The 17,931-nt window shown below is 76.9% G+C and carries 16 protein-coding genes; 7 read left to right on the top strand and 9 right to left on the bottom strand.

Features of this window, described 5'->3' with window-relative positions; translation table 11 throughout:
• Window positions 1-41 precede the first annotated feature (41 nt).
• From IRY44_RS16220 to IRY44_RS16190, 7 genes are all read right to left on the bottom strand, one after another.
• On the bottom strand, window positions 42-1,229 hold the full coding sequence (locus tag IRY44_RS16220; protein ID WP_194801207.1) for an alkaline phosphatase family protein: 1,188 nt from the start codon (window positions 1,227-1,229) through the stop codon (window positions 42-44).
• Complete coding sequence (locus IRY44_RS16215; protein WP_194801206.1) at window positions 1,226-1,957, bottom strand: methyltransferase domain-containing protein; 732 nt, start codon at window positions 1,955-1,957, stop codon at window positions 1,226-1,228. The genes IRY44_RS16220 and IRY44_RS16215 overlap by 4 nt, the downstream gene beginning before the upstream one ends.
• Window positions 1,958-1,988: 31 nt before the next feature.
• Window positions 1,989-2,168 carry a hypothetical protein gene (locus tag IRY44_RS16210; RefSeq protein ID WP_013287622.1) on the bottom strand — a complete coding sequence of 60 codons (180 nt, stop codon included), beginning with the start codon at window positions 2,166-2,168 and terminating at the stop codon, window positions 1,989-1,991.
• 96 nt (window positions 2,169-2,264) lie between these two features.
• Window positions 2,265-5,615: an error-prone DNA polymerase gene (locus IRY44_RS16205; RefSeq protein WP_194801205.1), complete on the bottom strand. Its 3,351-nt coding sequence runs from the start codon at window positions 5,613-5,615 to the stop codon at window positions 2,265-2,267.
• A gap of 93 nt (window positions 5,616-5,708) precedes the next feature.
• Entirely contained in the window at window positions 5,709-7,433 is a 1,725-nt protein-coding gene (locus tag IRY44_RS16200) for a DNA polymerase Y family protein (protein WP_194801204.1), read from the bottom strand.
• Window positions 7,430-8,191 (bottom strand): hypothetical protein, encoded by a 762-nt coding sequence (locus IRY44_RS16195; protein WP_194801203.1) that lies wholly within the window; start codon window positions 8,189-8,191, stop codon window positions 7,430-7,432. Before IRY44_RS16195 ends, IRY44_RS16200 begins: the two co-directional genes overlap by 4 nt.
• A gap of 139 nt (window positions 8,192-8,330) precedes the next feature.
• Window positions 8,331-8,834 carry an SAV_6107 family HEPN domain-containing protein gene (locus IRY44_RS16190; protein WP_194801202.1) on the bottom strand — a complete coding sequence of 168 codons (504 nt, stop codon included), beginning with the start codon at window positions 8,832-8,834 and terminating at the stop codon, window positions 8,331-8,333.
• Window positions 8,835-9,346: 512 nt separating this feature from the next.
• Here IRY44_RS16190 and IRY44_RS16185 point away from each other — a divergent pair.
• The 6 genes from IRY44_RS16185 to IRY44_RS16160 are packed head-to-tail and all read left to right on the top strand — an operon-like array spanning window position 9,347 to window position 14,553.
• Complete coding sequence (locus IRY44_RS16185) at window positions 9,347-9,835, top strand: YbaK/EbsC family protein (protein WP_135241301.1); 489 nt, start codon at window positions 9,347-9,349, stop codon at window positions 9,833-9,835.
• Complete coding sequence (locus IRY44_RS16180; RefSeq protein ID WP_194801201.1) at window positions 9,832-10,563, top strand: monooxygenase; 732 nt, start codon at window positions 9,832-9,834, stop codon at window positions 10,561-10,563. Before IRY44_RS16185 ends, IRY44_RS16180 begins: the two co-directional genes overlap by 4 nt.
• Complete coding sequence (locus IRY44_RS16175) at window positions 10,560-11,114, top strand: GNAT family N-acetyltransferase (protein ID WP_120568805.1); 555 nt, start codon at window positions 10,560-10,562, stop codon at window positions 11,112-11,114. The genes IRY44_RS16180 and IRY44_RS16175 overlap by 4 nt, the downstream gene beginning before the upstream one ends.
• A 5-nt stretch (window positions 11,115-11,119) precedes the next feature.
• On the top strand, window positions 11,120-11,929 hold the full coding sequence (locus IRY44_RS16170; RefSeq protein ID WP_194801302.1) for a carotenoid biosynthesis protein: 810 nt from the start codon (window positions 11,120-11,122) through the stop codon (window positions 11,927-11,929).
• Window positions 11,926-13,053, top strand: a complete 1,128-nt coding sequence (locus tag IRY44_RS16165; RefSeq protein WP_194801200.1) for a glycosyltransferase family 2 protein — start codon at window positions 11,926-11,928, stop codon at window positions 13,051-13,053. Before IRY44_RS16170 ends, IRY44_RS16165 begins: the two co-directional genes overlap by 4 nt.
• Before the next feature lie 12 nt (window positions 13,054-13,065).
• Window positions 13,066-14,553: an NAD(P)/FAD-dependent oxidoreductase gene (locus tag IRY44_RS16160; protein WP_194801199.1), complete on the top strand. Its 1,488-nt coding sequence runs from the start codon at window positions 13,066-13,068 to the stop codon at window positions 14,551-14,553.
• Window positions 14,554-14,586: 33 nt separating this feature from the next.
• On the opposite strand, the gene IRY44_RS16155 is transcribed toward IRY44_RS16160, so the two are convergent.
• Window positions 14,587-15,276: a CDP-alcohol phosphatidyltransferase family protein gene (locus IRY44_RS16155; RefSeq protein WP_194801198.1), complete on the bottom strand. Its 690-nt coding sequence runs from the start codon at window positions 15,274-15,276 to the stop codon at window positions 14,587-14,589.
• A 44-nt stretch (window positions 15,277-15,320) separates the two neighbouring features.
• On the bottom strand, window positions 15,321-16,238 hold the full coding sequence (metF, locus tag IRY44_RS16150) for a methylenetetrahydrofolate reductase [NAD(P)H] (protein WP_194801197.1): 918 nt from the start codon (window positions 16,236-16,238) through the stop codon (window positions 15,321-15,323).
• Between the two features lie 227 nt (window positions 16,239-16,465).
• Between metF and IRY44_RS16145 the strand changes: the two genes are divergently transcribed.
• Window positions 16,466-17,869, top strand: coding sequence for a helix-turn-helix transcriptional regulator (locus tag IRY44_RS16145; protein ID WP_194801196.1), 1,404 nt, complete (start codon window positions 16,466-16,468; stop codon window positions 17,867-17,869).
• The last annotated feature ends 62 nt before the right edge of the window (window positions 17,870-17,931 follow it).

Raw genomic sequence — 17,931 nt, 5'->3', positions numbered from 1 at the left:
CACCGAGGCGCCACCCCACGCACCGGCCAGGACCGGGCCCGTTAGCCCCGGACCACAAGCAGCGGGACTGTCATCTCGGCGGCGGTGTCCGCGCCGTGGTACGCCACCAGCCGCGACGCCATCGGCGGTTCGGAGCGGGTGGCGACCACCGCGTACGTGTCCCGGCAGACCACCACCACGTCGCCGATGCGGGTCAGGTGTGCCTCGGGCACCGGCCCGAACCAGCCGGTCGCCACCGCCTCGGCGCGGGTCAGCACCTGCGCGGCCGGGCCCAGCACCTCGGTCCAGGCGGCCACCACGTCGGCCTCGGCGCCCGGCTCGACGTGCAGGTAGCGGACCCGGGGCTCACCGGCGACGACCCGTACCCCGGCCCGCAGCCGGGGGTCGGTGTCCAGGTCGATCCGGTGCCCGGCGGGCACGTCGAGCTGGCCGTGGTCGGCGGTGACCAGCAACGCGGCGTCCGGCGGCAGCCCGTCGACGAGCCGGGCCAGCAGGATGTCCACCTCGGCGGCGGCGGTCCGCCAGGGCGCGGAGTCGACGCCGCTGAGGTGCCCGTGCCGGTCCAGGTCGGGGTGGTAGCCGGAGACGAGTGCGGGCCCGTTCCCGGCGGCGAGCGCCGCCAGCATCCGGGCGGCGAGCGCGTCCACGCCTGCCGCGCCCCGGTAGTCGCCGCCCCGGTTGGCGGCGAGCGTGAGGCCGCTGCCGGCGAACTCGGGACGGCTGACCACAGTCACCGCGACCCCGGCGGCGCGCGCCCGCTGGTACCAGGTGGGCACCGGCTGCCAGCTCACCGGATCGGGGTCGCCGGCCCAGTCGACGTGGTTGAGCACCCGGTCGGTGCCGGGCACCCGGACCGTGAAGCCGAGTACGCCGTGCGCGCCCGACGGGGTGCCGGTGCCGAGGCTGACCAGGCTGGTCGGGGTGGTGGACGGGAAGCCGGTGGTGAGCGGCCGGCCGGCGGTGGCGGCCAGGCCGGCGAGCGTCGGGGCGTACGGGGCGGCGGTGGGGATCTGGTACCAGCCGAGGCCGTCGATGAGCAGTACCGCGATCCGGCGTACCCCGGCCAGGCGCGGGGTCAGGCCGAGCCGGTCGGCCGCGCCCGGTACGCCGAGCAGCGCCAGCGCGCTGGGCAGCACGTCGGTCAGGGCGCCGCCGTCGTAGCGCGGCGCCACCCGGTCCAGCGGGCCGGGAGCCGGGCCGGGCGTCGGATCGGGAGCCGGACCGGTCATGCCGGGCGGCGGGCGAACAGGTGCAGCTGGGCGGCGAGATCCCGGTACGGGGACCGGGCTGCGAGGGCGCGCTCCAGCTCCACCAGGGCGGCCTGCTGGCCGTCGGCCACCGCGGCCGGGAGAAGGTCGGCGAGCACGCGTACCCCGTGGATCTCCTCCACGACGAGGCCGGCGGCGGTGAGCAGCGCGGTCGCGTCGGTGGCGTCGTAGCGGCGGCGCAGCGTGTCCCGGCTGCCGGTGGTGCCGTGCGGGTCGGCGGCGAGCGCGGCGGCGGCGTCCAGTTGCCCGTTCATCGCCCGGCCGAACACGGCGGCGGCCCGGCCGGCGACGAGCACGCTCGCCGCGCCACCTGGCCGCAACGCGGTGACCAGCGCGGACATCACCGGTTCCGGGTCGTCGACCACCTCGAGGACGGAGTGGCAGAGCACCAGGTCCACGGTGGCCGGTTCGACGAGTCCGGTGAGCGCGTCGGCGTCGCCCTGCGTCGCGCGTACCCGATCGGCGACCCCGGCCTCGGCGGCCCGGCGGGTCAGCGCGGCGAGCGCGTCGGGGCTGGCGTCGACCACTGTGACCCGGTGACCGGCCTCGGCGAGCGGGACGGCGAAGCCGCCGGTCCCGCCGCCGACGTCGAGCACGGAGAGTCGTTCGCCGGCCCGCCGGTCCAGCTCGGCCCGGAGCACCGACCAGATGACGGCGGTGCGGGGGGTGAGGGTTCGGATCTGCTCCACGCGCCGAGCCTAGTCACCCCCCGGCCCGGGTTCAGGACTCGCCGCCGCCGGCGGGGTCGTCCTCGGCGCGGGAACGCTGGTGGTTGGCCACCGGGCCGTCGGTCACCTGGTATTCCCGCGGCTCGGCCTCGTGGGTGGGCGCCCAGTCGGCGCCGAGGCGGGTCCGTCGGGCGTTCGCCACGCCACCGGCGTTCGTGCGGTGAAAGGTCATCTGTTCATCCCCCATACCCCGGGTGGGCCACTCTGCCCACCCGCGTCGGGAGTCTCCCGCCTCCGGCTCACGGAAACCGTAATGTGGATCACTCCATCAACGGAAATCCCTGGATGCCGGTGTGACGGGGGGCTCGATCGCGTCCAGCCGGTCCGCGGTGAGGTTCGTGACGCCCTCGTGCCGCTGCAGCCGGCCCCGCACCACGAGTGCTCCGCTGGTGCGGGCGATTCGACGGTATCTCTGCCACAGCCCGGGGGAGCAAGTGACATTGAGCATCCCGGTCTCGTCCTCCAGGTTGAGGAACGTGACGCCGCCGGCGGTCGCCGGGCGCTGCCGGTGGGTGACGATCCCGCCGACCCGGATCCGCTGCCCGGGTGGCACCTGGCCGAGGCGGGCGATCGGCACCGCGCCCAGTTCGTCGAGGCGGTCCCGGATGAACCGGGCCGGGTGGCTCTCCGGGGACAGGCCGGTGGCCCAGACGTCGGCGACCAGGCGGTCCACCGCGGCCATGCCGGGCAGGGTGGGCGGGTCCGCGCCGGTCACCGTGCCGGGCAGCCGGCCGGGCCGGTCCTGGGCCGCCGCGCCGGCGGCCCAGAGGGCCTGCCGCCGGGTCAGCCCGAAACAGGCGAACGCGTCGGCGGTGGCCAGCGCCTCCAGCTGCGTGGCGGTGAGACCGACGCGGCGGGCCAGGTCCGGCATGTCCCGGTACGCCCCGTGCGCGGCGCGTTCCGCCTCGATCCGCTCGGCCACGTCCTCGCCGAGGGTACGGACGCTGCCCAGCCCGAGCCGTACCGCCGGGCCGCCCAGCCCCCAGGCGTGCGGCGGCTCCCCCGGCACGCTGCCCCACCGGGTTTCCGGCGTGGACTCCAGCACCGCCTTGGCGCCGCTGGCGTTGATGTCCGGCCGGCGCACCTCCACGCCGTGCCGGCGGGCGTCGTCGGCGAGTGTCTGCGGCGAGTAGAAGCCCATCGGCTGGGCGTTGAGCAGCGCGGCCAGGAACGGGCCCGGGTGGTAGCGCTTGAGCCACGAGCTGGCGTACACCAGGTAGGCGAAGCTCATCGCGTGGCTCTCCGGGAAGCCGTAGCTGGCGAACGCGGTGAGCTTGCGGTACACGTCGTCGGCCAGCTCGCCGGTGATGCCCCGCTCGGCCATCCCGGCGTAGAGCCGGTCGGCGATCTGCGCCATCCGCTCCACCGACCGCTTCGCCCCCATGGCCCGGCGCAGCTGGTCGGCACCCGCCGCGTCGAACCCGGCCAGGTCGATGGCGAGCTGCATGAGCTGCTCCTGGAACAGCGGCACGCCGAGCGTCTTCTCCAGCGCGTTGCGCATCAGCGGGTGCGCGTACGTGACCGGCTCCTGGCCGTTCTTGCGCCTGATGTACGGGTGCACCGAGCCGCCCTGGATCGGGCCGGGCCGGATCAGCGCCACCTCCACCACCAGGTCGTAGAACTCGCGCGGCTTGAGCCGGGGCAGCGTGGCCATCTGGGCGCGGCTCTCCACCTGGAACACGCCCACCGAGTCGGCCCGGCAGAGCATGTCGTAGACCTCGGGGTCGTCCAGCGTCATGTCGCCCAGGTCGAGGCGGGAGCCGATCAGGTCGTAGCCGTAGTGCAGCGCCGAGAGCATGCCGAGGCCGAGCAGGTCGAACTTGACCAGGCCGACGGCGGCGCAGTCGTCCTTGTCCCACTGGAGCACGCTGCGGCCGGGCATCCGGCCCCACTCCACCGGGCACACCTCGATCACCGGCCGGTCGCAGATCACCATGCCGCCGGAGTGGATGCCCAGGTGCCGGGGGAAGGTCTGCAGCTCGTTGGCGTACGCGACCACCTGCTCGGGGATGTCCGCCACGTCGACCGCGGCGACCGAGCCCCACCTGTCGATCTGCTTGCTCCAGGCGTCCTGCTGGCCGGGCGAGAAGCCGAACGCCTTCGCCACGTCCCGCACCGCCGACCGGGGCCGGTACGAGATGACGTTGGCGACCTGGGCGGTGTGCTCCCGGCCGTAGCGGGCGTAGACGTGCTGGATCACCTCCTCCCGGCGGTCGGACTCGATGTCCACGTCGATGTCGGGCGGGCCGTCGCGTTCCGGGGCGAGGAACCGTTCGAACAGCAGCCGGTGCCGGACCGCGTCCACGTTTGTGATGCGCAGCGCGTAGCAGACCGCCGAGTTGGCCGCCGATCCCCGGCCCTGGCAGTAGATGTCCTGCGCACGGCAGAACGCGACGATGTCGTAGACCACCAGGAAGTAGCCGGGGAAACCGAGGTCTTCGATCATCCGCAGCTCGTGTTCCAGCTGCGCGTACGCCTCCGGGTGCGCCTCGGGCGGGCCGTAGCGCTCGCGGGCGCCGTCCATGGTCAGCCGGCGCAGCCAGCTCATCTCGGTGTGCCCGGGCGGCACCGGGTACGCCGGCAGCTGCGGCGCCACGAGCTGCAGGTCGAAGGCGAGTTCCGCGCCGTACTCGGCGGCCCGTGCCACAGCGCCCGGGTACGCGGCGAACCGCGCCGCCATCTCCGCGCCGCTGCGCAGGTGGGCGGTGGCCGCGGCGGGCAGCCAGCCGTCGATCTCGTCGAGGCTGCGCCGGGCCCGGACCGCCGCGACGGTGGTGGCCAGCCGACGCCGTCCCGGGGTGGCGTAGTGCACGTTGTTCGTGGCGACGGTGGGCAGCCCGGCCGCGGCGGCCAGGTCGGCGAGCGCGTCGTTGCGGTCGGCGTCGACCGGGTGGCCGTGGTCGGTCAGCTCCACCGCCACCGTCTCCGCGCCGAACAGCGCGGTGAGCCGGTCCAGTTCCCGGGCCGCCGCGTCGACCCCCTCGGTGAGCAGCGCCGCGGGCACGTGCCCCTTGCGGCAGCCGGTGAGCACCAGCACGTGGTCGCGCAGCTCGGCGGCGATCTCCTCCAGCTCGCCGTAGACCGGACGGCCCTTCTCCCCGCCGCGCAACTGGGCCCGGGAGATGGTGGCGGCCAGGCGCGCGTACCCCTCGTGCCCGTGCGCGAGCACCAGCAGGTGCCGGCCGAGCGGGTCGGGCTCGCCGTTCTGCGGGCCGGGCAGCCCGAGGGACAGCTCCGCGCCGAAGATCGTCGGCAGCCGCAGCGCGCGGGCCGCCTCGGCGAAGCGCACCACGCCGTAGAAGCCGTCGTGGTCGGTGACGGCGAGCGCGGTCAGCCCGAGCCGAGCCGCCTCCTCGGCCAGTTCCTCCGGGTGGCTGGCACCGTCGAGGAAGCTGAAGTTGGAGTGCGCGTGCAGCTCCGCGTAGGGCACCACGCCGTCCGGGCGGGCCAGCTCCGGCGGCCGGTATTCCTGGCGCTTGCGGCTCCAGGCCGGTGAGTCGCCGCCGTCGGCGTCGACCGCGAGCGGGTCGACCACGTGCAGGTGCCGCTCGCCCCCGGCCCGGCCGGAGAGCACCTGCTCCAGCTTGGACCACGGCATCTTCGGGTTGTGGAAGCTCACCGGCGCCCGCCTCGCCCACCACCCGACCGCCCGAGATCTTGGTACGAGACGGCCCCTGGAGGGGCGCTTTCGTACCAAGATCTCGCCTGGCTCTCAGTCATAGATCGCCTCCACCAGCCACCGGCCGCCCTCGACCGCGAGCAGCAGGGCGGCACCGTCGGCCAGGCTCACCTGGAACCGGGCCCGGCGGCGCGCCTCGACCGGCGCCCACCAGCGTTCGTCCACCGGCCACGGCCCGGCCCAGCCGGTGATCTCGGCCGGGCGCCCGTCGCCGACGATGATCCGGGCCGGCGCCGCGCTGACCGCCAGCCGCGCGCTCACCACGACCGGCTCCCCCGCGGCGTCACGCACGTCGGCCGGCAGCGGGGTGGGCAGCACCACGGCCGGCGACGGCGGCGGAATCCGCCCCGGCCACGGCGGCTCGGCCACCGCCCGGCCCCGCCCGGCACGCAGCCCGGCACGCACACCCGCAGCCGGTACGACGACCGAGGCGGACGCGGCACCAGGAGCGGCCCCGACACCCGGGACGGGCGATGCGGCCGGAGCCGGGGACGCCGGGACCGGAGGCGCTACGGCGGGTGGCGGGCCGGGGCGGGCGGGCACCCGCTCGTCGCCCCACGGGACCAGGCGCACCTGGTCGGCCGGGGACCGTCCGCCGCCGAGCACGGCGGTGACCACCGCCTCGGGACCGAGGATGCCCTGCACCCGGTTCAGCGCGCGGTGCGCCCGCTCCCGCTCCTCGCCGGTCTCCCCCCACAGCCCGGCTTGCAGGCCCGCCTGGGCGAGCACCCCGTCCGGCACCAGCCGCAACCGGACGATCCCGGCGGTGGGGCGGGCCGGACGTGTCCCGCCCCGGCCGTTGCTGCCGGAGAGCCAGCCGTCGAGCTGCCAACGGACCCGGTCGGCGACGGCCGCTGCGGTGAGCAGGCCGTCGTGCCGCCAGACGCGGTGCAGTTCCTGGCCGTGTGCGGTGACCGCCTCGATGCCGAGGCGGGTGCAGGCCAGGCCGTACCCGGCCAGCCGCTCGTGCAGCCGCTCGGCGAGCATGCGGGCGGCGAACGCGGCGGCGTCGACCCGGTCGACCGGCTCGTCGTAGTCGGCGGTGACGGTGAGGTCGGCGGGCGGCTGCCGGACCGCCAGCGGACGGTCGTCCCGGCCGCCGGCGAGCCGGTGCGCCAGCGCCCCGTCGAAACCGAACCGGGCCAGCACGTCCCCGGCCGGCAGCGCCGCGAAGTCGCCGAGGGTACGGACGCCGAGCCGGCGCAGCAGGTCGGCCAGCGCGGGCCGGCCGAGCGCCTCGACCGGCCGGGCGGCCAGGAACTCGCGGGTGCCGCCGGGGGCCACGATCCGGCCCTCCCGGGCGGCCAGCCCGGCCGCGAACACCCCGTCGGCGATGCCGGCCTGGCTCTCCACCGCGCAGCTCTGCGCGACGTGCTCCACGATCCGCTCGGCCGCCGCCTCCTCGCCGCCGAGGTAGCGGCTCGGCCCCCGGGCCGCCGTGGCGCAGGCGCCGGGCCGGATCACCTCGACGCCGGCGACCACCTCCTCCACGGCGGCCACCACCGGCTCGAACGCGCGCACGTCCCGGCCGGGATCGTGGTCGACCACCGTCAGGTGCGGGCAGCGCCCCTGCGCCTCGCGGCGGCGCAGCCCACGCCGGATGCCCTCGGCGCGGGCCCGCTCGGAGCAGGCGATCACCCGGTTGGCGTGCAGCACCACGACCGGGTCGGTGGCGGGCACCCCGTCGACGATCTCGGCGGCGAGGACCGGCCAGTCCGGGCACCAGAGCAGCAGCGTCCGCTGCGGTCCGCCGCTCACGCCGGACCGGCCGCGACGAGCGTACGGGCGGGTGGGGCGACCACGCGCAGCCGGCGCGACGGCGCGGCGGACGGGACGCCGAGCCCCGCCGAGCGGGGGATCACCCGGGTCAGCTCGTCGCCGGGCAGCCAGACCTTGATCTCCTTGGGGCGGGCAGCGGCGCCCCGGCCCCGGGCCGAGACGGTCACCTCACGGCGGCGCAGCCGCCCGCGACCGGCGCCGAGCCCCTGCCAGACGCCCCGGACCACCTGGAGCGTGACGTCCGCACCGTCCCACCGCCCGTACGGGACGAGCACGCTTCCGCGTTGCCGGGCGCGGGCGGCCAGCCGGGTGGCGACCGAGGCGGAGACAGTGGCCGGCACGGCGGTGACCACCACGTCGACCCCGTCGATGAGCGCGGCGACCACTGTGGGCCACTCCGGCCCGGGGTCGGGCACCAGGGCCAGCCGCTCCAGGGCGATGCCCGCCTCGGCGGCGGCGCCGGCCCCGAAGGTGGGTACGCCGACCACCGCGCACCACGAGCCGGCCCGGGACGCCTCGGCGAGCAACGCGAGGATCAGCGAGGTGGCGCCGCTGCGCCGGGGCTGGCCGGCGCCGACCGCGACGGTGCTGCCACGCCGCAGGCCACGGTTGGGCAGCAGCCCGGTCAGCTCGGCCCGGACGGGCAGCACCCGGTGGCCGCCGGCCGGGTCGGGCGCGCTCGCCGGACGGACCAGATCGGCCAGGGCGGCGGAACCGACCACCATGCGGCCCGCCATCGGACCAACCCCCCGTCGTGTTTCGCCACGGGCCCGCCCGTGGATGGTGCTGTGGATCGTGTCGTGCGCGGCACGCGTGTGCCGTGGGTGCGGCGCCCGGCCACCCGGGGTCCCGCCGGTGGCGGCCGGGCGCCACGAATCAGGCGGCGGCTGCTCCGGGCCGGGGCGGGGAGCCGGAGGCGCCGGGCCGCAGCGGGCGGGGCAGTCCGTCGAGCGCCGGCTGGTGGGCCAGGCCGAGCGCGGTCTCCACCACCGTCACGAACTCCTCGGCGGCGCGCAGCAGGTCGTCGGCCTCGCGGGCGGTGACCACGCGGGGGATGCCGGCCTCGGCGGCGGCCCGCTTGCTCGCGCCGGCGGCGAAGTAGGCGGCCCACTCGTCCAGCTCGGGGGCGACGGTGGCGAGCAGCACCCAGACGCTGGTGATCCGGTGCCGGCGGGTGGGCGCGGGACGGGCCCGGGCGGCGAGCACGGCGGCGGCGGCGCGCAGCGCCGCGAGGTGGGCGGCGGCGTACCGGAGGCCGTCGGGTCGGGTGCGGGCGGCCTCGGCCAGCCCGTCGCGGGCCACCGCGAGCAACTGGGCGGGGGTGCGGTGCGGCAGCACGTGCGCGGGCACCGTGGGCGCCTGGGCCGGACTGGTCGGCATGGGTCTCTCCTCCGCGTGTGGCCGGGGCGGGCGGTCGCGCGACGGGGAACGTCGCCCGGTCGCCCGGAGCGGTCGGTGCGGAGGAAGACGCACCCTTTCAGGTGGCGGCCGGCCGGATGTGGACGCTTCCCCACACCCACACCCGGCCGGCGTGCCGGCGGGTCCGTCGCCCGCCGCCCGGGGGTCGTGGGCGGCGGGCGACGACCTGCCTGACGGGCCCGGACTCGCGACTGTCCGAGACCCGGTGCGGCCCGCGGTGCCGCACCTCCCGGAAGCCGGTGCCGCGAAACACCGCTTCCGGAGCGTTCGACGGGTGCGCAACCGGCTCGGATCAGGCCGGGCCAGCCGGGGAGCTGAGCCGCTTGCCGTGTGAGCCGAATCGAACACTCGTTCTAACTACCCTGACAGTACACCTCCCCTCCGACGAAAACGCAACGTGTGACGCGCCGGGGACGCACGGGAGGGCGACGGCCCCCGGCGGGGGCGTACCGGGGTGGGGGAAGAATGGGTGCATGCAGCCACACCCGAACGTGCAGGCGGTGCAGCGCGCGCTCGACGACGCGGGCGCGCGGAACGGATCGGGCGAGGCCAGCCTCGTCCGACTGCTGCCCGACGCGGTGCACACCGCCGCCGCGGCGGCCGAGGCGCTCGGTGTCGCCGTCGGCGCCATCGCCAACTCGCTGATCTTCGACGCGGACGACGCGCCGCTGCTGGTGCTCACCTCCGGCGCGCACCGGGTGGACACCGCCGGGCTGGCCGCCACGCTGGGCGTGACCCACCTGCGCCGGGCCACCCCGGAGTTCGTCAAGCGGCACACCGGGCAGGTCATCGGCGGCGTCGCACCGGTCGGCCACCCCGCGCCGCTGCGCACCGTCGTGGACACCGCCCTGGCCGGGTACGACGAGGTGTGGGCCGCCGGCGGCGTACCCCGGGCGGTGTTCCCCACCACGTACGCGGAACTGCTGCGGATCACCGCCGGCACCCCGGCCGAGGTGGCGTGAACCCCGGACTCGTCACGCTGCACGTGTGGCGTGTGCCCCGCCGGGCCGTACCCGGTGTGCTGGGCCGGATGGCCACCCACCCGGCGCGGCTGCGCCGGCTGCCCGGGGTCCGCTTCGCCAAGCTGCTCGGCACCGGGACCGGCACCGGCTTCGGCCCCGGCGACGCCGACCTGACCCGGTGGGCCGCGCTCGTGGTGTGGGACTCCCCCGCCGACGCGGCCGGCTTCGACGCCTCCCCGGTCGCCCGCTCCTGGGCCCGGATCGCCGACGCCGCGGTACGGGTCGACCTGCGCCCGCTGACCAGCCGCGGCCGGTGGTCCGGCCGGGAACCGTTCGGCGCGCCGGCCGGCGGCCGGGTCACCGGGCCGGTGCTGGCGCTGACCCGGGCCCGGCTGCGGGCCCGCCGGGCGGCCACGTTCTGGCGCGCGATCCCGCCGGTCGCCACCGAGCTGCACGCCGCGCCCGGCCTGCTCGCCCGCTTCGGCGTCGGTGAGGCGCCGCTGGGCTGGCAGGGCACGGTGAGCGTGTGGCGCGACCCGGCGGACCTGGTCGCGTTCGCGTACCGTTCCCCGGAGCACCGCGCCGCGATCACCCGTACCCCCACCGAGGGCTGGTACGCGGAGGAACTGTTCGCGCGGTTCGCGGTGGGCGACGTGGTCGGCGACCGTACGGTGCTGGGCTGGGCCGCCGCCGAAGGCGACCCGGAAACATCGAGAGGGCACGCATGAGGCTGGTGCGGTGGACACCGGACGACCTGGTCCGGCGGCTGGACGACGTGGTGGCCGTCTACGGCGAGGCGATGGGCTACCGGCCCGACCTGCTGGAGGCCCGCCGCGGCTACATCGCCACCCACGTCCGACGGCCCGGTTTCCGCGCCGTCGCCAGCCTGACCAGCGAGGGACACCTGGCCGGTTTCGGGTACGGCTACCGGGGCGCCACCGGGCAGTGGTGGCACGACCAGGTGCACCGGGCGCTGAACGCGCAGGACCGGCAGCGCTGGCTGGCCCACCCGTTCGAGGTGGTGGAGCTGCACGTCCGGCCGCCCGCGCAGGGGCACGGCCTGGGCGCCCGCCAGTTGCGCGCACTGCTCGCCGTGGCCGAGGGCGACACCACGCTGCTGTCCACGCCGGAGGCCGACGAGGAGAAGTCCCGGGCCTGGCGGCTGTACCGCCGGTTCGGCTTCGTCGACGTCCTGCGGCACTTCCACTTCCCCGGCGACGAACGGCCGTTCGGCGTGCTCGGCCGGGACCTGCCGCTGCCCCCGCCGGACGCCCCGTGAGCGCGGTGATCCGCGCCCGGCTGCCCTGGGCGCTGCTGGCCGTGCTGGTACTCGCCCAGATCTGCTACCCGCTCACCGGCGGCGCGACCCGGGCCGGGCTCACGGTGGCCACAGTGGTGCTCGGCTGGCTGCTCTCGGTCGGTCACGCGCTGCTCACCCGGGGCGTCCGTACCGCCGTCGCGCTGGTCGCGGTCGTCACCGGCGGCGGGTTCGCGGTCGAGGCGATCGGTGTGGCCACCGGGTTCCCGTTCGGCAGCTACGACTACTCCGGCGAGCTGGGCCCGAAGCTGGCCGGGGTGCCGCTGATCATCCCGCTCGCCTGGACCTGGATGGCCTGGCCGGCATGGCTCACCGCGGTCCGGCTGGTCCGTTCCCGGGTCGCCCGGATCGCGCTCTCGGCGGTCGGGCTGGCCGCCTGGGACCTGTTCCTCGACCCGCAGATGGTGGCCGAGGGCTACTGGACCTGGCTCGACGCCACCCCGGCGCTGCCCGGGCTACCCGGCATCCCGGTCAGCAACTACCTGGGCTGGCTGGGCTTCGCGGTACTGCTCGCCGTCGCGCTGCGCCCGCTCGCCGGCCCGTCGGTGGACCGGGTCGACGGCCGGGACGCCCCGATGTTCGCGCTCTACCTCTGGACGTACGCCTCCAGCGTGCTGGCGCACGCGGTGTTCCTGCGGCTGCCGGCGTCGGCGCTGTGGGGCGCGGCCGGAATGGCGGTGGCGGCGGTGCCGCTGGCGGTCACGCTGTGGCGGGCCCGCCGGCGGGACCGGACCGGCACGCCGGAGCCGGCGCCGCGCGTCGACGCCCCGGCATGATCGCCGTCCTCGCGCTGGCCGTGGCGGTCGCCGCGCTCACCGGGCACACGCTGGTCAACGCGTACGCCTGGCTGCGCCGTCCCACCGCCGGCCCGGCCGAGGTGACCGAGCCGGTGGCGGTGCTGCTGCCGCTGCGCGACGAGGCCGAGCGGGTCACCCCGTGCCTGCGCGCGCTGCTCGCCCAGCGCGGCGTGCCGGACCTGCGGATCGTGGTGCTCGACGACGGCTCGACCGACGGCACCGCCGACGTGGTCCGCGCGGTGGCCGGCGACGATCCCCGGGTCACGCTGCTCACCGGCGTCGCCCCGCCGCCGGGCTGGCTGGGCAAGCCGCACGCCTGCTGGCAGCTCGCCACCCGTACCGCCCCGGAACCGGCGGTGCTGGTCTTCGTCGACGCGGACGTGGTGCTCACCCCGTACGCGGTGGCGGCGGCGGTGACCGAGTTGCGCGCGGCCGGCGCGGCGCTGCTGTCGCCGTACCCCCGGATCGTGGTGCGGACGGTGGCCGACCGGCTGGTGCAGCCGTTGCTGCAGTGGTTGTGGCTGACGTTCCTGCCGCTGCGCGCGATGGAACGCTCGCGACGGCCGTCGCTGGCCGCGGCGGGCGGGCAGTTCCTGGTCGTGGACCGGGCCGGCTACCTGCGGGCCGGCGGGCACGCGGCGGTGGCCGACAAGGTGCTGGAGGACATCGAGCTGGCCCGGGCGGTGAAACGGGCCGGCGGGCGGATCGCGCTGGCCGACGGCTCCCGGCTGGCGTCCTGCCGGATGTACGACACCTGGCCGCAGCTGCGCGACGGCTACACGAAGTCGCTGTGGGCGACGTTCGGGCACCCCACCGCCGCGGCGGCCGTGCTGGCGCTGCTGGCCGCGCTCTACGTCGCGCCGCCGCTGCTGGCGCTCGGGGCGCTGCTCGCCGGCGCGCCGGCGGTGGCCGCGGTGGCGTTCCTGGCCTACCTGGCCGGCGTCGCCGGGCGGGTGGTCAGCGCCCGCGCGACCGGCGGACGGGCGTGGCCCGACGCGCTGGGCCACCCCGTATCGGTCGTGGTCCTCGGTTGGCTGACCGTCCGGTCGTACCATCTGCGGAAGCGACACCGGCTCACCTGGCGGGGTCGCCCGGTCACCTAGGAGGGGCACGCCATGGCGCGCATCGTGGTCATCGGCGCCGGGGTGGGCGGGCTAGCCACCGCCGCCCGGCTCGCGGTCACCGGGCACGAGGTCACCGTCCTCGAACGGGCCGGCACGGTCGGGGGGAAGCTCGGCCGGTACGCCCACCACACCCCGGAGGGGGTGTGGCACTTCGACACCGGGCCGAGCCTGTTCACCCTGCCGCAGGTCTTCCACGACCTGTTCGAGGCGACCGGGGCGAAGCTCGACGAATACCTCGACCTGGTCCCGCTGGACCCGATCGTGCGGCACGTCTTCCCCGGCGGCGGGCAGGCACTCGACTCCTGCGCCGACCCGGACGAGTTCGCCGCCCGGATCGGCGCCGCGTTCGGGGACCGGTCCGCCGCCGACTGGCGCGGGCTGTGGCGGCGCGCCGACCGGGTGTGGGCGGCCTCGCACCGGGACATCCTGCGCCGTACCGTCGACTCGCCCCGCGACCTGGCCGCGCTGGCCTGGCGGCTGGGCGACCTGGCCGCCATCGGCCCCGGCCGAAGCCTGCGCGGGCTGGGCCGCCGCCACCTGTCCGACCCGCGGCTGCGGATGCTGCTGGACCGGTACGCCACGTACACCGGCGCCGACCCGCGCCGCGCCCCGGCCGCGCTCGTCGCCGTGCCCTACGCCGAACTGGCGTACGGCGGCTGGTACCTGCGCGGCGGACTGGGCACGCTCGCCGACGCGCTGCTGTCGCGCTGCCTCGACCTCGGCGTGGTGGTACGCACCGACGCCACAGTCACCCGCATCGACGCCGCGGGCGGGCGGGTGCACGGGGTACGCGTGGCCGGGGCCGCCGCACCGGTGCCCGCCGACGTGGTGGTGGCGAACGTGGACGCGCTCACCGTCTACCGGGACCTGCTGCCCGACCCGCGCCGGCTGGCCGCGCTCACCGACCGCAGCCTGGCCGGTTTCGTGCTGCTGCTGGGCGTACGCGGCGACTCCGGGCTGGCCCACCACACCGTGTTCTTCCCCCGCGACTACGACGCCGAGTTCGACGCCGTGTTCGGCGACCCGGGTCGCGGGGTACGGGCCCGCCCGGCGCCCGACCCGACCGTGTTCGTCACCGCGGCCGACGACCCGGCGGTCCGCCCCGACGGCCACGAGGCGTGGTTCGTGCTCGTCAACGCGCCCCGCCACGGCACCGCCGCGAGCGCTGTGGACTGGCGGCGGCCGGGCCTGGCCGAGGCGTACGCGGACCGGATCCTGGACGTGCTGGCCGAGCGCGGCGCCGACGTGCGGGACCGGCTGGTGTTCCGGGAGATCCGTACCCCGGCCGACCTGGACGCGGCCACCGGCGCGCCGGGCGGTGCGATCTACGGCACCGCGGGCGGGCTGCTGCGCCCGGCCAACCGGGGGCCGGTGGCCGGGCTCTGGCTGGTCGGCGGTTCCAGTCACCCGGGTGGCGGGCTGCCGATGGTGACGTTGTCCGCGGAGATCGTCGCCGAGGCGGTCGGCCCGGCCTGGTGAGGGGTCGACGACCGCCGCACGGGCGCGCGGCGGTCAGCCGGCGTCGACCAGGGCGCGGCGGACGGCGGAGAGCAACTGACCGAGGCCGAACCCGGCGAGCAGCACCCAGACCGTGGTGGCCATGGTGATCGTGCCGGCGGTCAGGTCGGCGTCGATCAGCCCGGTGAGCCCGGCGACCAGCAGCCCGACCAGCGCCACGCAGACCCGGGTGGGCCGCTCCCCCACCGTCACCGCGCCGATCTCCCGCATCCCCGCCGAGACCGCGCGCGCCCGCACGTACTCGTGCAGCCAGGACAGCCCACCGGCCGCCGCGACCAGCGCGCCCGGCGCGCCGAGCAGCCAGAACGCGATCAGCCAGGCCACCTCGCCGAGCCGGTCGGCGACCGAGTCGTACACGTAGCCCAGCCGGGTGGTGCGGCCGGTCGCGACCGCCACCGCGCCGTCGACGCTGTCGGCCACCGCCGCCAGCAGCACGAACAACGCGCCCAGGAACGGCCCGTTGCCGGACCGCTCCACGAACAGGGGTACGCAGAAGCAGAGCAGCACCCCGAACACGGTCACCGGGGTGGGGCCGACGCGCAGCCGGCCCAGCACGTAGCCCACGTGGTAGGCGAAGCGCAGCCAGGCGCGCACCACCGGCGCGGCGGTACGCGGATCGAAGCCGCCGTGCAGCCGCGCCCACGCGGTCGCGTACTGGTCCCAGTTCAGCTGTGTGCCCACCACGGATCAACCGTAGAAGCACGGCGCGGGTGTCGTGTGGCGGGTGGTCACACCCGTGCGGCGGCGCGCAGCCGCTGCCACACCTCCCGGGTCGCGGGGGACCGGTTGAGCGTGATGAAGTGGATCCCCGGCACGCCCTCGTCGAGCAGCTTCTCGCACATCTCGCTCGCCTGTTCGACGCCGAGGCGGCGGACCGCCTCCGGGTCGTCGGCCACCCGCTCGAACCGCTCCGCCAGGGCGGGCGGGAACGGCGCGCCGGACAGCTGCACCGAGCGTTCGATGGTGCCGATCTGGGTCACCGGCATCACCCCGGCCAGGATCGGGGTGTCGCAGCCGGCGGCGGCGACCCGGTCGCGCAGGCGCAGGTAGTCGTCGGCGTCGAAGAACATCTGGGTGATCGCGAACTCCGCGCCGGCCCGGCACTTGCGGACGAAGTGCGCGGTGTCGCTGTCCACGTCCGGCGAGCGCGGGTGCTTGTACGGGAACGCGGCCACGCCGACGCTGAAGTCGCCGCTGTCGCGGACCAGCCGGACCAGGTCCTCGGCGTACCGGACGCCCTCGGGGTGGGCGATCCACTCGCCGCCCGGGTCGCCCGGCGGGTCGCCCCGCACTGCGAGCACGTTGCGGACCCCGACCGAGGCCAGCCGGCCGATCACGTGCCGCAGCTCGGCGACCGAGTGGTTCACCGCGGTCAGGTGCGCCATCGGCAGCAGCGTCGTCTCGGTGGCGATGCGTTCGGTCACCGCCACCGTGGTGTCGCGGGTCGAGCCGCCCGCGCCGTAGGTGATCGACACGAACGAGGGCCGCAGCGACTCCAGCTCGCGGATGGCCTGCCAGAGCAGCTTCTCCCCGGCCGGAGTCTTCGGCGGGAAGAACTCGAAGGAGAACGTGGGGCGGCCGTCACGGATCAGCTCCCCGATGGCCGGCTGGGGATTGGGAAGGACCGAGGGAAGACCGAGCGCCACGGACCGACTGTAACCGGGACGGCACGCCGCACCGGGAATCTTCCCAGCCCGCGAACACCTGTCCCGGCGCGACGTCGTACCCCGGGGGTAGAACTGCGGCAGCGCGGTGGGGCGGCCGACGGCCGTTCCGGGGGCCCGCGCGGGGGTCGCCACGACGGCGACGCGCCGGCGCCACCACCTGGCCGGGCGTCCGCGTCGCCATCCGCGCCGTCGCCCCGGAGGTTCCGATGATCCCGTCCCCGCTGCCGGGCCCACGCCTGCTCGGGCCGCTGCTGGCCGAGTTGCGGGCCGCCCGTGGCTGGAGCCAGCAGCGGCTGGCCGACGAGCTCTGCGCCGCCTCCGGCGTGCCCACGCTGACCCGCAACGAGGTGTCCCGCTGGGAGCGCCAGCTGCGGCTTCCCGGCGACTTCTGGTCCGCCTGGCTGGCGACCGTTCTGCGGCTGCCGGGCGAGGTGCTGGCCGAGGCCGCCGCCCGCAGCCGCCGGCTGGGCGTGGCGCCCGCGATGGTCGACCCGGCCGGCTCCCGGGCCCGGCTGGCCCTGCTCACGCTCGCGTACCGCTGGGCGGCCGAGCCGGGCGGCCGCACGCTGACCGGTCCGTTCGCCGCCGCGCCGCCGCGGCACGGCCGTCCCGGGCGGGACGACGGGGGCACGCCGGCGGACGAGGCCTTGTCGCTCGGCGTACCGGGCGGGCCGGACGAGCCCGCCGGTCGTGGTCACCCGGCGGACCGGGTGACGCTCGCCACGCTGCGGCGCTGGGACGACCTGCTCGGCGGCGGCGACCTCGCCGGGCACGGCGCCCGCCGGCTGCGGCACGCGGTCCGCGGCTACCGGCGCGCCGGGCCCGCCGGCCGGCGCGGGTTACTGCCCGCGCTCGCCGAGTCGGCGCAGCTCGCCGGCTGGCTGGCCGCCGACGCCGGGGACCCCGGCGGGGGCCTGGTCGCGTACCGGCTGGCGCTGCGGGCGGCGGTGGCCGCCGGGCAGCCGCCGCTGGCCGGGCACGTGCTCGCGTCGGCCAGTCACCTGCTGGCCGACGCCGGCGACCCGGCCGGCGCGCTGGTCCTGGCCCGGATCGGGTACGCCGCCGCCCGCGCCGACGCCACGCCCGGTCTGCGGGCGCTGCTGCTGCACCGGATGGCGCTCGCCGCCGCGCTCGCCGGGCGTGCCCGCGCCGCCGGGCAGGCGCTGGCCGGGGCGGACCGGGCGGGCACGCCGGAGCCCGGCCGGGAGCCGCCCTGGCTGTACTGGCTCGACGCGGCCGAACTGGCGGCGATGACCGGGCGCACGCTCGTCGCGCTGGGCCGCCCGGCCGCCGCCGTGCCGCTGCTGACGCCGGTGGTGGGCGCGCCGGGCCGCCCGCGCCGGTCGGCCGTCTACGGCGGCTGGCTGGCCCGCGGTCATCTGGGCCTGGGCGCGGTGCCCGAGGCGTGCGCGGTGGCCGGCGAGGCGCTGCTCGACGCGGTCCGGTCCGGGTCCGCCCGGGCCACCGGCCAGCTCACCGCGTTCCGGCGCGGCCTGGCCCAGGCGCCGCCCGCGCCGGCCACCCGGGGGTACGCGCGACTGGTCACCGCGGCCCGCCCGTACCTGCCGTCCGGCGTGCCGCGCCACCTGCGCGACCGTCCGGGCAGGTGAGCCACGAGGCACGCCGGGGCGCCGGGCACGGCGGGAACGGGTGTGAACCGCTAGCGTCGTGG

This window comes from Micromonospora sp. ANENR4 (genome assembly GCF_015354395.1).
GTDB classification, from domain to species: Bacteria; Actinomycetota; Actinomycetes; order Mycobacteriales; family Micromonosporaceae; genus Micromonospora; species Micromonospora aurantiaca.
The sequence above is the reverse complement of the archived record's forward strand: the minus strand, read 5'-3'. Positions and strand labels throughout refer to the sequence as shown.